Origin of the sequence: Ruminococcus sp. AF17-22AC (assembly GCF_003460065.1) — a bacterium.
Taxonomy (GTDB): Bacteria; Bacillota; Clostridia; order Lachnospirales; family Lachnospiraceae; genus Blautia_A.
Window position 1 is genome coordinate 161802 of record NZ_QRXT01000002.1, and the last position, 18293, is coordinate 180094.

The 18293-nt window shown below is 42.6% G+C and carries 8 protein-coding genes; all 8 read left to right on the forward strand.

The annotated features are described in order from the left end of the window. Positions 1–38 precede the first annotated feature (38 nt). The gene (locus tag DWW86_RS04045; protein ID WP_117942359.1) at positions 39–4007 is read left to right on the forward strand and encodes an Ig-like domain-containing protein; all 3969 of its coding nucleotides are present in this window, start codon (positions 39–41) and stop codon (positions 4005–4007) included. After that, positions 4007–5785, forward strand: coding sequence for an O-antigen ligase family protein (locus DWW86_RS04050; protein WP_117942360.1), 1779 nt, complete (start codon positions 4007–4009; stop codon positions 5783–5785). The genes DWW86_RS04045 and DWW86_RS04050 overlap by 1 nt, the downstream gene beginning before the upstream one ends. 166 nt (positions 5786–5951) lie before the next feature. Then, the gene (locus tag DWW86_RS04055) at positions 5952–14888 is read left to right on the forward strand and encodes an Ig-like domain-containing protein (RefSeq protein ID WP_181985301.1); all 8937 of its coding nucleotides are present in this window, start codon (positions 5952–5954) and stop codon (positions 14886–14888) included. 51 nt (positions 14889–14939) lie between these two features. Beyond that, positions 14940–15944 (forward strand): stage III sporulation protein AA, encoded by a 1005-nt coding sequence (gene spoIIIAA, locus DWW86_RS04060; protein WP_353652669.1) that lies wholly within the window; start codon positions 14940–14942, stop codon positions 15942–15944. Next, complete coding sequence (locus DWW86_RS04065) at positions 15938–16456, forward strand: stage III sporulation protein AB (RefSeq protein ID WP_117942363.1); 519 nt, start codon at positions 15938–15940, stop codon at positions 16454–16456. Before spoIIIAA ends, DWW86_RS04065 begins: the two co-directional genes overlap by 7 nt. Positions 16457–16484: 28 nt before the next feature. Beyond that, on the forward strand, positions 16485–16679 hold the full coding sequence (gene spoIIIAC / locus DWW86_RS04070; protein ID WP_072523090.1) for a stage III sporulation protein AC: 195 nt from the start codon (positions 16485–16487) through the stop codon (positions 16677–16679). Positions 16680–16692: 13 nt separating this feature from the next. Continuing rightward, complete coding sequence (locus DWW86_RS04075) at positions 16693–17079, forward strand: SpoIIIAC/SpoIIIAD family protein (protein WP_117942364.1); 387 nt, start codon at positions 16693–16695, stop codon at positions 17077–17079. Continuing rightward, complete coding sequence (locus DWW86_RS04080; RefSeq protein ID WP_117942365.1) at positions 17076–18290, forward strand: stage III sporulation protein AE; 1215 nt, start codon at positions 17076–17078, stop codon at positions 18288–18290. The genes DWW86_RS04075 and DWW86_RS04080 overlap by 4 nt, the downstream gene beginning before the upstream one ends. Positions 18291–18293: the final 3 nt, after the last annotated feature.

Here is an 18293-nt window from a genome sequence, read left to right on the forward strand (position 1 = left end):
GAATTGATTTTTTATAACTCAAAGGGAGGTATGGGCGTATGAAGAGAAAACGTCTGGCATTTTTGCTGGCGATGGCGATGACTGTCACAAGTCTGGACAGCAGCGCGATCATTGCCAGCGGTGCAGATTTTTCCTCAGAACCAGTGGTGTATGAGGAAAACCAGGAACAGGCTGAAGAAGATATTCAGCAGGCAGCCGAGGAGGATGAGGCTGTAGAAATATCTGATGCTGATGTGACCGAAGATACTTTTGATACCGAAGACACATCAGAGGAAGTTGAAGTACAGGAAACACCGAATGAGATGGAAGTACAGGCCGCTGAGGCTTCGGAAGAAGATGTCTTTGATGTCGGAGAGGAAAATGCGGATATTTCAGTACAGGAAAGAAATGAGGAAGAGGCAACAGTACTTGAACTTGGAAAAAGTTATTCGGTAAATTTTAAAAGTGAGAGCTGGAATGAGGAAGAATGGTTCTCATATGTACCGGAAGAAACAGGATATTATTTGATGCAGGCTACTACAGAGAATAATGATCTCAGTGTACGGCCGATGATGGATCTGTATGAATGCAAAAACGGTGAAGCACTGGATTATTCTAAGGACAGGATAAAGACTGGCACTAGTTATGGCAGCTTACAAATTCTGTGGAAATTAAAAAAGGGTTATACGTATTATTATATGGCACGGAACTGGCAGCCAGAGCTGGGCGAATATTCCTACCAGGTAACGCTTCAGAAGGCACCTTCAGTAGAATCCATTGCATTAACGTCAGATAAGACACAAGTTATTGCCGGTTTTGATGATGCTACGAATGTAGTTTATAACTCACAGATTGAAATGTCTTATGCAGACGGAAATAAAGAAACACTGAGCAAGCTGTGGTATGGGAAAACCAGTGACAGCTATAGCTATATATTTCGTCCGATATTGGAAAAAGATGGTGCAGAGCAGGATTTTGGATACGGAAACCGGTACTTTGACGAAGGAACATACACACTGAGATATGTACTGGATACTTCGGAATATGGCGGCGATGAGACAGAGCCTGAAATATCAAGTGAACCGATAACAATTGAAAGTGTTTCTGTAATAGAAACGGATAATTTTGACGGATTTCTGACTCCTGAAAATTGCAGTTCAAAATATTTGCAATTTGCGAAAATATACGGATTTGTTCCGCCAGAGAGCGGCAGATGGAGATTTTTGTTTACTGAAAATCCGATTAAGACTCCTGAAGTAAAAAAACGTAATGATGATGGAAGCTATAGTATTGTACAGCAGACGAAAGCAGGAACGAATACTTTTGAGCTTGAAGCAGGTGCAACGTATTATTGTGATTTGGGAAGCAGTGGAAAGACTCTTAAAAACATTGTACGGGTAGTGGACGTAGACTCTGTAACAGTAGATATGTCAAATGCCAGAACAAATTTCTATGCAAATATGGATTATATTATGGCGGAAGGCTGTCAGCTTACCGTCAAATACGAAGATGATACAATACAAACCCTGACATTTGCATATAGTGGAAGTGTGTACGATACTTATGGAAATGAATTTTCTTATAAAATAGATTATGGCGACGATCCGGATAATGCCGGATCCAGAAGATATGATGTGGGCGAGTACAAGCTTCTCTTTTATCTGAATGGTGAGGAAATTGTCAGTGATAAAGAATATAAAGTTACAGTAAGCAAGCCGGATCCATCTGCTTTGCAGGAGCTGAAAATCGGTAAAAATGAAAACATTTCCAGTCCGGAAGATGTATTTGCGTGGTACAAATTTATACCGAAGGAAGACGGTATATATAGTTTCATTCCTAGTAATGTGTTAAATATATTCTATGAGAACGGAGATATGATGAGCCGGGCTGAGGGGAATAGTATTGATGGATTTTCGCTTTCAGCGGACACTACGTATTATGTCGGTTTCAGTGGAACTCTTTATGACGCATACTTATGGGCATATACAAATATCTTTACTTTGTCTGTCAAAAATACCTGTAACTGGGAGATTGTTGAAAATACAAAGCCGACTTGTACCACAGATGGAAAAATAGTAAAAAAATGCACAGAACATGAAGATACTGTAGAAACTGTTATTCCGGCAACGGGTCATGAAATAACCGGTGAATGGACAGTAACAAAAAAGGCGACCTGTACAGAAGACGGAGAAAAAACAGCAGTTTGCAGTAAGTGCGGAAATAATGTTAAAGAAAAAATTCCGGCGACTAATATACATGACTATAAATGGGTAACAGATAAAGAAGCGACGTGTGTAGAAGCAGGACGCAGGCATCAGGAATGTAAAGTCTGCAAAGCAGTAGGAAAGAAAGAAGTCATTCAGGCACTTGATCATGCATGGGGCGAGTGGACAACAACAAAACAGGCAACATGTACAGAGAATGGCGAGCAGATACGTAAGTGTGCCCGTGACGGCTGCAATGCAGAAGATACTGGTATTATTAAGACACCAGGTCATAGCTGGGGAACTCAGCAGACGGTAGAATCTACAAATGAGACGAATGGTAAGATATATCAGATCTGTGAAGTGTGCGGAGAAGAAAACATTATCAAGATTCTGCCACTGACAGCAACTGCGGATGTAGTCGAAAAAGCGCAGGAAATTCTTTCCGAAATTGAAAATACGGAGAACGAGGCTGAAAAGGCAGAAAAAATCAACAATGCAGTGAATGAGATTACCAAAGCTGATAACAAAAATCTTGCAAAAGATGCTTCCGCAATGGATGCAATCAATCAGCTTGAAGAAAAAGTAATTGCCAATACTTCAGTTGCAGCTACCGTAGTAGAGAATGACAATACAGCGGGCATTACTGTTGACCAGAATGTCAAAGGTGCAGCTCTCACAGCAGCAGTAAACAAAGATAAAGCTGATGAAGAAGTAAAAGAAATTGCAGCAAAAATTTCTGTCAATGATGTAAGTGCAGCAAATCAGAGCAGTTATAAAGAAAAATATGGCAACAATATGCTGGCAGTAGACATTACCATGTCAGTGGTAGATGCGGCAAATACAGACAATGCAATATCAAAGGAAACTGAAGATGTACAGCCGGCAGTTCCGGTTCAGATGAAGATTACCCTTCCGGAACAATATGCAGATCAGGAAATAGAACTTTTGCATAATCATAACGGTGAGATTGAAACATTGGCATTTACCAGAGAAGGCGCAGTTCTGACATTTACGATTACTTCTTTAAGTGATGTGATCGTGCATGCGATATGCAAAAAACACCAGTTTGGGGAATGGATGATTTCAAAAACTCCAACATGCACGAAAGAAGGAGAAAAAACAAAAATCTGTGAAGCGTGCAGAGAAATCATTACAGAGAAAATCAGAGCAACCGGCAAGCATAGCATGGGTGCATGGAAAGTTACCAAAGCTGCAACAGCAGTTGCGACAGGCGTGAAAGAACGCACCTGTAAAGTATGTGGCGGTGCAAAAGAAAGGGCATCCATTGCAAAACTGAAAGCTACGCTCACTTTAAATGTTCCGATAAACAGAACACTTCCGATGAAGATGAGACAGACTTTCCAGGCGAAAGCTTCAGGTCTTGCAAAAGGCGATAAGGTAGTGTCCTGGACAAGCAGCAACAGAAGAGTTGCCACAGTATCCAGAAATGGCAGGATCGCAGCACAGAGAATAGCTGGAAATGCAGTAATCACAGTAAAACTTGCAAGTGGAAAAACTGCGAAGTTTACGGTAAAAGTGCAGAGAACAGATGTTGCAACAACAGCAATCACTGTGACAAATAAGGCAACCAGAAGAAGATTAACGGGTACAGTCAATCTGAAATTACGGAAGAACCTTGCACTGGGTGTAGGTTTAACTCCGCTTACGAGTACACAGAGAGTAACGTATTCTACTTCGAACAGCAGAATAGCGACTGTTAATTCGAGGGGTGTTGTTACAGCCAGAAGAGTCGGTGCAGTAACTATTACCGTGAAATCAGGCAGAAAAATTGCAAGAATCAGAGTAAAAGTAACAAAATAATGAAGAAAAAAACAAAAAAGATCCCATGGGATCTCTTACCACTGATCATGGCACTGGCGGTTCTGCCGCTGGTTGCCATGGGCAGGAAGGTGTCCGTTACACTGGGAAAATATTCCTGGTTTGCAGATGGAAACTTCCAGTATGATTTTTTTATGTATGCAAAAAGCATCGTATTTCTGGTGCTTGTGGTCTGGATGCTGGTCGTACTTTTGGACAGAGTACTGATCCGGGGAATCAGGCTGAAACACTGGAAACTGTTTATACCGCTTTATATATACGGACTTCTGACAATTCTGTCTACCGTATTTTCGGCTGACAGAGATCTTTCTCTGAAAGGTATGTGGCAGCAGTATGAGTCAGTCTGGGTGCTTCTGGGGTATCTGGTGACAGTGTTTTACTGTGTACAGGTCGTGCAGTCTGTTAAAGATATTCGTATCCTCTGTGTTGCTATGGCTGTCGGAGCGGCAGTACAGGGGCTTATTGGACTCACGCAGTTTGTCGGAAAAGATTTCTTTTCTTCGGGAATAGGAAAGACATTTCTGACTCTTGGTATGGATTCTTCGGTACAGGGTACATTACGGTTTACATATGAAGAAAACAGCCGGTCTTCTGTATATATGGCATCCTATACGCCAAACTATGCAGGAATGTATCTGGTACTGATCCTTCCGTTACTTTGTGCAATAACATTGCGTGCAAAAAAAATGGTCAGCAGAATCGGTGGTATAATACTGATCGCAGTAATGCTGGTATGTCTGTATGGAAGCGGATCAAGAGCTGGATTTCTTGTATGCGGATTTCTTGCCCTGCTGGCGGCCGTATTTATGACGCAGAAAGATAATGCGAAAAAAAGATGGATATCTGTCGGGATATGCTTTCTGGCAGTGACTGGTATTTTAATTGGTTATGATCAGCTCAGCAATCATGCGCTTTCGAATGCACTGATTAAAACAGGACAGAAGCAGAGTTGCGAACTTGAAGAAATTAATATGGAAGCAGACGGAGTGAGCCTGAAATATAAAGGAAACTCCCTGAAACTGATTCCGGAAAAGACAGAGATGGGTCAGACTCTGAAGGCGCAGGTCAATGAAGGAAAAATGCAGGATGCATTCTGGAACGGCGAGAACCAGTGCTTCATATTTAAAGATGAAAGATTTGGTGATTTGACGTTTGATGCCTACAGATACAACAATGCACAGTATCTGGCAATATATGACGGTGAAATGACCTGGGATTTCTATAAGGAAGATTCCGCAGACGGATACGTCTTTATGAATCAATATGGAAAAATTGATGAGATCAAAAATGCACCGGCAGTTCTCAAAGGATATGAACGTATTTTGTCAGGCAGAGGATATATATGGAGCAGAACGATTCCCTTATTATCAGGAACTGTTTTGTGGGGCAGCGGGCCGGACACATTTATCATGAAGTTTCCGCAGACGGATTATGTGATGAAAGCCAATACTGCACTGAGCATGTATCAGCAGCTTCCGACAAAAGCACACAGTATGTATCTGCAAAGTGCTTTGCAGACAGGAGTTTTTTCGGTGATCTGTCTGCTGATCTTTTTCCTGCATTATATGATAACGGCATTACGAAACAGAAAAACAGAAACAAATAAAGAAAAATCAATATTCCGGACAGGAATCTTTCTGAGTGTGATGGGATTCCTGATCATGGGGCTTACAAATGATTCCAACCTGGCAGTATCACCGATGTTCTGGTGCATACTGGGAATGGGAATCGCGATGGAAAAAGAAACCTTCCACAGTTGATGTGGGAGGTTTTTCTTTTTGGGTAAAAGTTGACAGGAAAGAGATGCTTGTACAAATTCTACAAAAGAAGTGTGTAAAGATTGTGAAATATGACATGATGGACACAAATAATAACAAATTGTATAATAAAATTGGAGTTTTTCTAACAAAAAGGAGGTACAAGTGTATGAAGAGAAAACGCCTTGCGTTGCTGCTGGCGATCGCGATGACTGTTACGAGTCTGGACAGCACTGCGATGGTTGCCAGTGGCGCAGATTTTTCCTCGGAACCGATAGTGGAAGAGGAAGTCAGTACACAGGCAGAAGAAGAGTCTCAGCCTGTTGCTGAGGAAGAAGAGAATATAGAATTCTCAGACAGTGATGAAGCAGAAATAGATTTTTCTGCGGATGAAGCGACAGATGAGAGCGCTGTACAGGAGACACCGGATGAGGTGGAAGTACAGGAAGAAGAGAACTCGAACGAGGAAGCTTTTGGTGACAGTAACGAAGTTTCAGTGGAAACCACAGATGAAGCGGCACTGTTTTCAGAAGAAAGTTCGTTAGTTCCGGCAGATGAGGATATTTTACATCTTCAGGTGGGGGAAACCTCTACCGTAGAGGTGACAGAAGCGGTTAAAGAGTTCTGGTATGATTATACACCGGAAGAAACAGGCACTTATATGATTTCCTCGATAAGCGAAGGTTTGGATCCGAAAGTGTTTCTGTTTGATAAACGGGATGTAACGGATATTGATACAGAGAGAATAGATTGGAATGATGATGCCAATGATGAGGCTGATGGAAACAACAGCTTGGATTTTCGCCTGGCACATACCCTGCAGGCAGGAACTACATATTACTTCTGCATAAGAAATATAAATGATCAATTGGGAAGTCTGCAGATTAATTTCAAAAAGCAGCCGGTTATAGAGAATATTTCTGTATCTCTTTCACAGGATAGTCCTGTTGCAGGTTTCGACAATTTTGCATCTGTATTAAGAAATTGTGAAATGACAGTAACTTATACAGATGGTACGGAAAAGCTTTATAATGCCAATAACTGGGCGGGATATACAACAATTGATTCATATGGAAATTCAATTTCTCCTGTCTGGAAAAGAAATGGAGAAATAATAGATATTGATGAGCCTAATGCAGATGAGGAGTATTTCGCAGAAAGTGTGTATACACTTCAGTATGTAACAGGAAGCGAAGAGGATAATACCCTGTTTTACAGTAATGAAGTAACGATAAATCCTGTATCACCCGAAACGATGGATCGATACATGGGCGAACTCAGTGAAGGTGAGAACACAGAGCTGAATCATTATGAGTCGGAAGATGTTTTCAAATTTGTTCCGACAAGCTCCGGAACATGGTCATTTATCTATGACGATTATGATTCCAGAGGAATGACTGTCAAAAAGAAAAATGAAGATGGAAGCTATACAACGATGGAGCAAAGCAGTCCTGTTTGTGAACTTGAAGAAGATGTGACATATTACTTTGTGTTCTATGTGTGGGATGAGTCCATAAAGGTTACAAAACTGGATGGTAGTACTTCTGTCTCGGCCAATATGGATAATGTAAAAAAAGATTTTATTTACAGGTTAGACGATGTGTTTTTATCAGGAGCAGAACTGACGATCCAATATAACGATGGAGAATCCGAAACAGTTACATTCGGAAATAATATGAAATTGTATGATTCCAGAGGGAATCTGTACAGTTATCGCTTTTATAACGCAGATGTCTCAGATGAATCTCAACGGAAGGAATATGACCCCGGTTCAGTGCCGTGGGAAACAGGTACCTTTAAACTGTATTTTACACAGAATGGTCAGAAACTTGACGGAGAATATGAAATTACCATATCTAAGCCGGAACTATCCAGTTTCCCTGAATTAGCAGAAGGGCTGAATGAAAACATCAGCAGTCCCAAGAAGGAATATGCGTGGTACACATTTACGCCGGCGAAAACAACAAAGTATCGTTTCTGGCCGGTTAATTCCGTGCGTGTATATGAAGTAAATGGAGATAGTATAAATCAGATATATTCAGAAGAGAGCAACTGGAGAGATGGAGATTATGTTGTTTTTAGTCTTAAAGCAGAGTGTACATATTATGTAGGTTTCAGTGGAAATGTGTATATTAAAGATCAGGACGGATACGAAAACACCATGGATCTTCAAATCAGTGATGTTTCTCTTACAGGGATTTCTTTTACCAGTGATGAAATTACCGGACGTATTGGTGTGGATGATCTCAGCGTACATGGCAGAGTACCTGAGGGTGAACTCAAAATGACATTTGCGGACGGCAGTGAGTCAAGTATAAAACCTGTTTTGGGAGAGCGTACCAGTGTTGATTACGGTTATGAGATCGAGACACAGATTCGGGATGCCGAGGGCAAGCTATTTACATTTACAGACGAAAATGAAAATGAGATTTCGATTCCGGAGGGAACATATACACTTAAATTTGTAGCGAAAGATCAGAATTCAGATAAAGCTAGTGAAAGTAATGAAGTGACATTTTTTGTTAAAAGTGTAACAGCAGAGGATTTCCCGCAATTAACTCTTGGCAGAAATGAAAATATTCAGATTGGCTCATATGATTATAGTACAAGTGCCGGTGCAGACAATATGGTCTGGTATGCGCTGCAGGTTGAAAAAGCAGGTGTTTACCAGATGAAATTCCTGCGGAAAAATAACACACTTTTTGATGAAACGGTAGTAGCTAACTGGAAAAAACTTGAGGATGGAAAACTGCAGGATGTTGAAATAAAAAAAGCATCTTCATACAGCTATTATCTGAATGAGGGAACTTATCTGGTGCGCTGGTATGCGAAATGGGTGGATGATCCTTCAATAATCAATGTTGATATTTCCAAAATCTCAACAGTAGAAAAAGTAGAACTTCAGTCATGGGCGCCGGAAAAACCTGAGTTTATAGCAGGTATTGAATCACCGGATCTTGATGGACTTAAAGTCAGGGTTACTTATGATAATGGTGATACACGCGAATTTGATCTGAAAGATAATATGGATGATAATGACCGATGTCTGAATTATGACATTTACAGACGGGGTGAGGACGGAGAGTACCAGGAAGTAGCACAGGATGAAATGACGGAAGGCACTTATTATTTCCGGGTATCTTTTGGTGGTAAATTTGCTGATGAGGTAATTCCGCTGACTCTGAAATCTATGGAGAGCAGCAAGGACGCACACCTTGATCGTGAAGTATTTATGACATGGGTTAAAAATAAGGGCAAATTTTTATTAAAATACAGTGCAAACGAAAACGGACGCTATGAATTCCGGTTCAATATTCCGTTGTCAGATGCAGAGCTTTATATGGCAAATGGTGACATAGTGCGCGATACTTCTATAGACAAGTACAGTTGCTATGCAAATCTGCAGGAAAGAACGGCTTATTATCTGTATGTTCATACAGATAAATATTGTAAAGAAATGCAAGTTTCTGTATCTAGGCTGACAAGACCGACAAGTCTTAAGGCAAATGCACGTAAAACCAATTACATTGCAGGTATCGATCCGTTTAACGTAAGAGATATGGAAACAGAAATCACATACAGTGATGAGACGTCCCGAACTGCCAGAGGATGTGATTCTGTAAATGGTTATAATATTAACTACAAGGTTGAAAAAGGCGATGACAGTGTTGCAGAGGGTAATACATTGTTTGCGGGTACCTGGACAGTAACACCGTATCTCAGTGTCAGCGTGGGATCAGGAAGCGCAATTGCGAAGGACATGGAAGATATTCCTGTGGAATCTACAGAGATTACGGCAGATTTCCTTGGTCAGGATAAACTTACTACATTAAAAGAAGATGAATGGATTCCTTTACAGAATACGGCAGGAAACAGGAAGTTTTATTTATTTACCCCGAATGAGAGTGGAATGTATGTATGCGATCGACAGGACAAATACGTCAATGCATCCATCGGATTCTACAATAGAGGTGAAAAACAATATGAACTTCTTGGCTGGGATGAGGTAAACCTGGAAAAAGGAAAAACATATCTGGCATGTGTTGTGACCAGAGATGAAGTGCAGATGATGATCAGTCACAGCACATCGACGACGGATCCTGATGAATCACAGAAAGCAGAGGTAACCAATAATATAGAGCTTTCTGATGGGATGAAAAAACTTGTTTCTATTGGTACAGAAGCATTCAGGCATGATGTTGAGACAAGACATTGTATAAAAGCTACTTTTACTCCGGAGAGTACTGGATGTTATCAGATAAAAACATCAAAGTGGATGGATTATGTAGACACGTGTGTGACATTATATGACAGTGAATATGAAGAAGTAGCGGTGAATGATGATGGCAGCGAAGATAATCACTGTTTACTGACAGTACAGCTTGAAGCAGGAAAAACATATACATATGAAATATATAATTTTAATGATGAGGAGACAATACCATTTTTCCTGCATTTCAATAAGACAGAGATGTATTCAGTCAGTGATATGAAGCTGGTTCCGAAGGAAGGTGTAAATACAGAAGAAGCTTCTGTGGTTGATCCACTGGCGAAATATTATCAGTTACAGGTGACTTATAAGAAGAAATCTGGGGATAATGAAACTGCCAATGATACTGATACCAAAACAGAAGTATATGAGCTCCCAGACAATGGAGAGTTATTCACAGATAAGTATGGTAATCATTTTAAATCCCGCTATACAGAGGAAACGAAATTAGAGGAAGATTTTGAATACAGTCTGAATGTTATGGCGTACGATGCCACGGAAGATGTGTATGACGGTGATGCCGGGAATCCGTATGTTTTGACGGCAGCGGTAAAAGGTCTGAATACTTTGACAGAATTGGAGACTGGAAAGCCTTATCCAGTTCCGGTGAAGGCAAGTCAGTGGTATCGCTTCACTCCTTCTGAAGACGGAGAGTATATCTGCAGATATAAGGAAACAAATCCGCAGACAGTAGGCATTCTGGTAGCTGAGCCGAAAACTTATAATGGAAATCTGTATACAGAGGATTGCCATGAAAATGCGGAAGGCAGCAACACGTTTTCTGTACAACTGAAAAAAGGTAAGACATATGTAATTGCTGCGAATGGATGGTATAATGACGAAAACGATGGTTTCGCCATCGTAAAGGCAGAAAAGGAAGTGAATGGTCTGGAAGTTGTATCGGGACCTGACAATTATACCATCATGCCATTTGAAACTGATTTTGTTCCTATGAAAGGCCTGAAGGTAAGAGCACATTATACGGATGGTACAACAGAAGAGATTATTTATGGAAGTACAGATTATTGGGGCAGATCTATCCAGCTTGAAAGCATAAAATGGATGAACGGTAGAACATGCTGTGTTTATGTAACACTTGGAAAATATCGCACCAGTTTTGAGCTGGAAGTCGGTACCTGGGATGATCTGGAGAGCATCAAAACTTCTGAGAAAAAGACGTGGACAGATGCCGTCATAGGAGATGTCCTGACTTTGAAATATACTCCGGAGGCGACCGGTCTTTATAAGATTAGTGTAGACGGTGGTTTTGTTGTATATGAAATTCTGACAGAAGATACAGAAAATGTACAGTGCTCGACAGGCAGCTGCTATCTTGAAAAGGACAGAAACTACTATATCCGAATCAAGACAGAAGCAAGGAATGGTCAGGTGTCTATAAATGCCGGAGGCTGCGTATGGGAAACTGTTAAGCAGACAGACCCAACCTGTACCGACGATGGACAACTGGTAGAAAAATGTAAGACACATCAGGATGAAGCAGAAAAAGTGACAGTTCTTCCGGCGCTTGGCCATGACTGGAGCGACTGGGAAGAAACCCCGGCAACCTGTACGGAGGATGGAAAGAAAGAACGCCATTGTAAACGAAAAGGCTGCGAAGGAAAAGAAACAGAAGTTATTAAAGCAACCGGTCACAAATGGAGTGAGTGGAAAGAAACCCCGGCGACCTGTACAGAAGCAGGAAGTAAGGAAAGAAGCTGCAGCAATTGTGGCGAAAAAGAAACAAACGTCATTGAAGCACTTGGTCATGATATGACAGACTGGGCAATTACAACTCCGGCGACCTGCACCAAAGATGGAGAACAGGAACAGCATTGTACAAGAACTGGCTGTGAAGAGAAAAAGACACAAGTTATTACAGCAACCGGTCACAAATGGAGTGAGTGGACAGAAACCCCGGCAACCTGTACAGAAGCAGGAAGCAAGGAAAGAAGCTGCGGCAATTGTGGCGAAAAAGAAACAAAAGTTATTGAAGCACTTGGTCATGATATGACAGACTGGGCAATTACAACTCCGGCGACCTGCACCAAAGATGGAGAAAAGGAACAGCATTGTACAAGAACTGGCTGTGAAGAGAAAAAGACACAAGTTATTAAAGCAACCGGTCACAACTGGAGTGAGTGGACAGAAACCCCGGCAACCTGTACAGAAGCAGGAAGCAAGGAAAGAAACTGCAGCAATTGTGGCGAAAAAGAAACAAAAGTTATTGAAGCACTTGGTCATGATATGACAGACTGGGCAATTACAACTCCGGCGACCTGCACCAAAGATGGAGAAAAGGAACAGCATTGTACAAGAACTGGCTGTGAAGAGAAAAAGACACAAGTTATTAAAGCAACCGGTCACAACTGGAGTGAGTGGACAGAAACCCCGGCAACCTGTACAGAAGCAGGAAGCAAGGAAAGAAACTGCAGCAATTGTGGCGAAAAAGAAACAAAAGTTATTGAAGCACTTGGTCATGATATGACAGACTGGGCAATTACAACTCCGGCGACCTGCACCAAAGATGGAGAAAAGGAACAGCATTGTACAAGAACTGGCTGTGAAGAGAAAAAGACACAAGTTATTAAAGCAACCGGTCACAACTGGAGTGAGTGGACAGAAACCCCGGTAACCTGCACCGAGGATGGAAAGAAAGAACGCCATTGTCAACGGGATGGTTGTAAAGAAAGAGAAACAGAAGTTACGAAAGCCCTTGGTCATATCTGGAGCGAGTGGAAAGAAACCCCGGCGACCTGTGAGACGGATGGTTTCCGGACACGACTTTGCGTACGGTGCAATCAGCAGGACAGAGAGATTTTACCTGCAACCGGACATGCGTGGGGAGAAACTCAGACAATCGAATCTACAGATACTGAAAATGGAAAGGAATATCAGATCTGTGAGACTTGTAAGGCTGAGAATGTTACAAAAGTTCTTCCTAAAAAGGCAACTGCGCAGACAATTGAACAAACACAGAAAACCCTGACAGAAATTGAAAACAGCCAGGATGAGACAGAAAAAGCAGAAAAAATCACCAGTGTAGTAGAAAATCTTACAAATGTAGAAAACAAAGAGCTGGCAAAAGATGAGTCTGCAATGGATACCATCAGTCAGGTAGAAGAAAAGGTAATTGAAAACACTTCAGTGGCAGCTACTGTAGTAGAGAATGAGAATACAGCAGGCGTTAAAGTTGACCAAAATGTCAAAGGTGCCGCTCTGACTGCTGCAGTAAATAAAGATAAAGCTAATGAAGAAGTAAAAGAAATTGCAGCAAAAATTTCCGTCAATGATGTAAGTACAGAAAATCAGAACAGCTATAAAGAAAAGTATGGTGAGAATGCAATCGCGGTTGATATCACAATGTCTGTTGTAGATAAGCAAACAGATACTGCAATTTCTGAGGATACGACAGATATTCAGCCGGCAGCACCAATCCAGATGAAGATGACTCTTCCGGAACAGTATGAAGACCAGAAAGTAGAGCTTCTGCATAATCATGAGGGCGAAATTGAGAGTCTTCCGTTTACCAGAGAGGGTCTGACACTTACCTTTACGATGACTGCTTTGAGTGATGTCATTGTTCAGCCGGTATGCGAAAATCATAAGTTTGATGAGGGAAAAGTTACTACAGAAGCAACATGTACAAGCCTTGGTGTTTTGACAAAGACCTGTACAATATGCAAAAAGATAGAAACAGAATCCATTCAGACAACGGAGCATAACTATCAGAAAGATGAAGCAGCTTCAAAAGAAGCAACCTGTACGGAGGATGGTCTTGTTGTCAATACATGTAGTATTTGTCACGAGACAAACAACACGGTAATCCCAGCACTTCAGCACAACTGGAGTGAATGGACAGTAGAAAAAGCAGCAACCTGCACCGAGGATGGAAGTAAAGTAAGAAGCTGTAGCCGGTGCGATTATAAAGAAACAAATGCTATTCCGGCAACCGATCATAACTGGAGTGAGTGGAAAGAAACCCCGGCAACCTGTACAGAAGAAGGACGCAAGGAAAGAAGCTGCAGCACGTGTAATGAAAAAGACGAGCAGATTCTTCCAGTGCTCGGTCATGATCTGACAGAATGGAAAGTTACCAAAGCAGCAACCTGTGCAAAGAACGGAGAAAAAGAACGTCATTGTACAAGAACTGGCTGCGAAGAGAAACAGACACAAGTGATTAAAGCAACCGGTAAACACAGCATGGGTGCATGGAAAGTTACCAAAGCTGCCACTGCAGTTGCAGCAGGTGTGAAAGAACGCACCTGTAAAGTATGCGGCGGTGCAAAAGAAAGGGCATCCATTGCAAAACTTAAAGCAACTCTGACTTTAAATGTTCCGGTAAACAGAACACTTCCGATGAAGATGAGACAGACTTTCCAGGCGAAAGTTTCAGGTCTTGCAAAAGGCGATAAGGTAGTGTCCTGGAGAAGCAGCAACAGAAGAGTTGCCGCAGTATCCGGAAATGGCAGGATTGTAGCACAGAGAATAGCTGGAAATGCAGTGATCACAGTAAAACTTGCAAGCGGAAAAACTGCGAAGTTTACGGTAAGAGTGCAGAGAACAGATGTTGCAACAACAGCAATCACTGTGACAAATAAGGCAACCAGAAGAAGATTAACGGGTACAGTCAATCTGAAATTACGGAAGAACCTTGCACTGGGTGTAGGTTTAACTCCGCTTACGAGTACACAGAGAGTAACGTATTCTACTTCGAACAGCAGAATTGCAAGTGTTAATTCGAGAGGCGTTGTTACAGCAAGAAGAACCGGTACAGTGACTATTACCGTGAGATCAGGCAGAAAGATTGCAAGAATCAGAGTAAGAGTTACAAGATAATAAGCAATAACACGAAGAAACCTTCCACGGTTAATGTGGGAGGTTTTTTCGTTGAAAGGAAAATTCCGGCAGAAGCTTTTGGTTGCCGTACTAAATTCGGATCCTTCACATATATTATGTGTAAGAGAGGTGAGGACAATCAGGGCGGAACAGGTACAGAATCTTTTTGCAGGGAATATCAGGAAGCTTCTTTTGGAAGCAGCGCAGAATTATGAGCGGATCTATGAAATCCGCCTTAGGGTGGGACGACCGGTATTTCTCTGTTATGATGGCGGCGAAAAATTTCTCCGTACAAAAGATGCTCCCTATCTGGTGACCAGACAGGATCTTAAAGAAACACTGGAGTACATCAGTGGATATTCCCTGTATGCGTGTGAAGATGAACTGCGGCAGGGTTATATCAGTGTACAGGGCGGACACCGTGTAGGCGTGACCGGCAAGGTCATTCTCGATCAGGGAAACATCCGCAGCATCAAATATATTTCCTGTGTCAATGTCCGGCTTGCACACCAGATACTCGGGTGTGCGGATGCGGTGATGCCTTTTATCCGAAATAAAGAAAACATCTGTCATACACTTCTGATCTCACCGCCGGGCTGCGGCAAGACAACGCTTCTTCGGGATATGGTGCGCCAGATCAGCAACGGGAATGAGAAACTTCCGGGAATGACGGTCGGACTGGTTGATGAGAGGGGTGAACTGGCAGGATGTTATCAGGGAGTTCCGCAGAACGATGTGGGCATGCGCACCGATGTGCTGGACGGCTGTCCGAAAGCAGAGGGAATGCAGCTTCTGATCCGTTCAATGTCACCGACAGTCGTAGCGGTGGACGAGCTTGGTAAAGAGGAGGATTTCCGGGCAGTGGAGTCGGTGATTCACTGTGGCTGCACACTTCTTGCAACAGCACATGGAAATTCACTCGAAGACATCATGGAGCAGCCTTTTTTTCAGAAACTGAAAAGTATGCAGGTTTTTGAACGCTACATCATACTTGGCAGACAGAAACGAAACGGAAGGATCGTACAGATTCTGGACGGGAAGGGGAAACCATGCTGAGGGCTGTCGGGGCATTCCTGGTATTTCTTGCATCTGCCGGAATGGGCTGTCAGGAGAGTCGGAAACTGTCCGAACATATACAGGCATTGGAGGATTATTTACAAGTGATCATCTGTCTGAAAGGTGAGATTCGCTATGGAGGAAGTTCCCTTCCGGATGCGTTTTGCGAAGCTGCGATGCATTGTTCGGAGAGATATGCTGTTTTTCTTAAAACAGTATCTGAAAAAATGGAAAACCGACAGGAAGAAGATCCGGGAAGGATTGTACGCCAATGTGCAATGGAATATCTCAGAGAAAATGCGTTGTCAGCAGAAGAAAAGGAACGGATAGCTCAGCTTGGAGAACGGCTTGGGTATCTTGACCGGGAGATGCAGCTTCGGCAGCTTTCACTTTATGAAAGTGAATTTGAACGGATGATACAGAATGCGAAGGAGACTGCTCCGGCAAAGAAAAAAATGTATCACAGTCTGGGCATTTTCGGCGGTGCAATGATTGCGATTCTGTTTTGGTAGGAGGAAATCCGGGGAAAGGGGGCGTGGAATGGAAGTCACGATAATATTCAAAATAGCGGCGGTCGGAATCCTGGTTTCCATTCTGTCACAGGTGCTGAAACACAGCGGAAGGGACGAGCAGGCATTTATGGTCAGTCTTGCCGGGCTTCTTATCGCTCTTTTCTGGATAGTCCCCTATATTTATGAACTGTTTCAGAGTATTCAGAAGCTGTTTGTGATCTGAGAAGGGAGGCAGTATGGATATCATCCGGGTTTCGATGCTTGGTATGTGCGGTGTGATTATGGGATTTTTCCTGAAAGGAACGCGTGCGGAGTATACAGCATTTATCACGATGGGAATCGGAATTATGATTCTCGGACTTGCCGTGGGAAAACTGGAATACCTTTTTCAGACACTGGGAAATCTGCAAAAAAGTATTTCTGTCAATCAGGAGTATTTTTACACGCTGATCAAAATGGTGGGGATTACTTATATCGGACAGTTTTCAGCCGGAATCTGCAAAGATGCCGGACATCAGGCAACTGCGGCGCAGATCGAGCTTTTTTGTAAATTATCGGTCATGGTCCTGAGCATTCCGATTCTTCTGGCACTGCTTGAGACAATTCAGGAGTTTCTGGCATGAAAGTTATCTGGCTGCTTTTATTGCTGACTTTTACATGGACATTACCATCGGCTTGTGTACGTGCAGAGACAGGGCAGATTATTGCAAAAACAGAAACAAATCCGCAATCCGACAATATGGAAACAGACCTGCAATCGGAAATGGCTCAGACCGATACCATGCAACATCTCCTCGATGATCTGGAACTTACGCAGGTGCAAAAGATGCTGGATGACATGCTCGGAGAAAACAGTTTTTCACTTACGGATACGCTGGTCAGTCTGACAAGAGGCGAGAAGATTTTTTCCGGCAAAGATCTGCAGGGGATTTTTTACCGCATCTTTTTTGGACAGCTTGAAAAACAAAAAGGACTTTATATCAGGATACTGCTGCTGATTTTACTCGCGGCAGTTTTTTCGAATTTTGCAGCAGTTTTTGATAACGGACAGATCGGAGACACTTGTTTTTATGTGGTGTATTTATTGCTTTTTATGGTCTGTATGGATTCTTTTTCCGGCATGAGCCGGGCACTTCAAAATGTCCTTTCCTGGATGGCGGAATTTATGCGGGTGCTGGCTCCTGCCTATTTTCTGACAGTTTCTGTCTCAGCGGGGACGACCAGTGCGGCAGTTTTTTATGAAGGAGTGCTTTTGCTTGTCTGGCTGGTGCAGAGCCTTCTTCTTGGCATATTGCTTCCGGGAGTCGGAATGTATGTTTTGTTATCGCTTATTAACCATCTGTCAAAAGAAGAAATGCTGGATCGGATGGCAGAACTTTTAAAAACTGTCGTGAACTGGGGACTTAAGACTATGCTCGGGGCAGTTGTAGGACTTCAGGTGGTGCGTAATCTCGTGGCACCTGTTATCGACACTCTGAAACGAAGTATGGTCGGAAAGGCAGCCGGTGCGCTTCCGGGAATCGGGAACGCAGTCAATATGGTGACGGAACTTGTGCTGACAAGTGCGGTGCTGGTGCGCAACTGTCTGGGCGTTGTGATCCTTCTGGCATTTGTGGCGGTAGGTGTCGGACCGGTGATCCATTACGGACTGCAGTCACTTGTGTATCGCTTTCTTGCGGCAGTGGCGCAGCCTGTTTCAGATAAAAGAATCGTCGAGTCACTGGCAACCATGGGGGAAGGATGTGCGATGCTTCTGAAAGTGCTTTTTACTGCGGAGGTGCTTTGCATGCTGGATTTTGTGATTCTGATGACCAGTGTGGGAGGAGGCGCATAAGAT

Excerpts from the sequence above, each read along its gene's own strand:
- DWW86_RS04055 (WP_181985301.1), top strand. The coding sequence starts at position 5,952 with ATGAAGAGAAAACGCCTTGCGTTGCTGCTGGCGATCGCGATGACTGTT.
- DWW86_RS04065 (WP_117942363.1), top strand. The coding sequence starts at position 15,938 with ATGCTGAGGGCTGTCGGGGCATTCCTGGTATTTCTTGCATCTGCCGGA.
- DWW86_RS04080 (WP_117942365.1), top strand. The coding sequence starts at position 17,076 with ATGAAAGTTATCTGGCTGCTTTTATTGCTGACTTTTACATGGACATTA.
- DWW86_RS04075 (WP_117942364.1), top strand. The coding sequence starts at position 16,693 with ATGGATATCATCCGGGTTTCGATGCTTGGTATGTGCGGTGTGATTATG.
- spoIIIAC (WP_072523090.1), top strand. The coding sequence starts at position 16,485 with ATGGAAGTCACGATAATATTCAAAATAGCGGCGGTCGGAATCCTGGTT.
- DWW86_RS04045 (WP_117942359.1), top strand. The coding sequence starts at position 39 with ATGAAGAGAAAACGTCTGGCATTTTTGCTGGCGATGGCGATGACTGTC.
- DWW86_RS04050 (WP_117942360.1), top strand. The coding sequence starts at position 4,007 with ATGAAGAAAAAAACAAAAAAGATCCCATGGGATCTCTTACCACTGATC.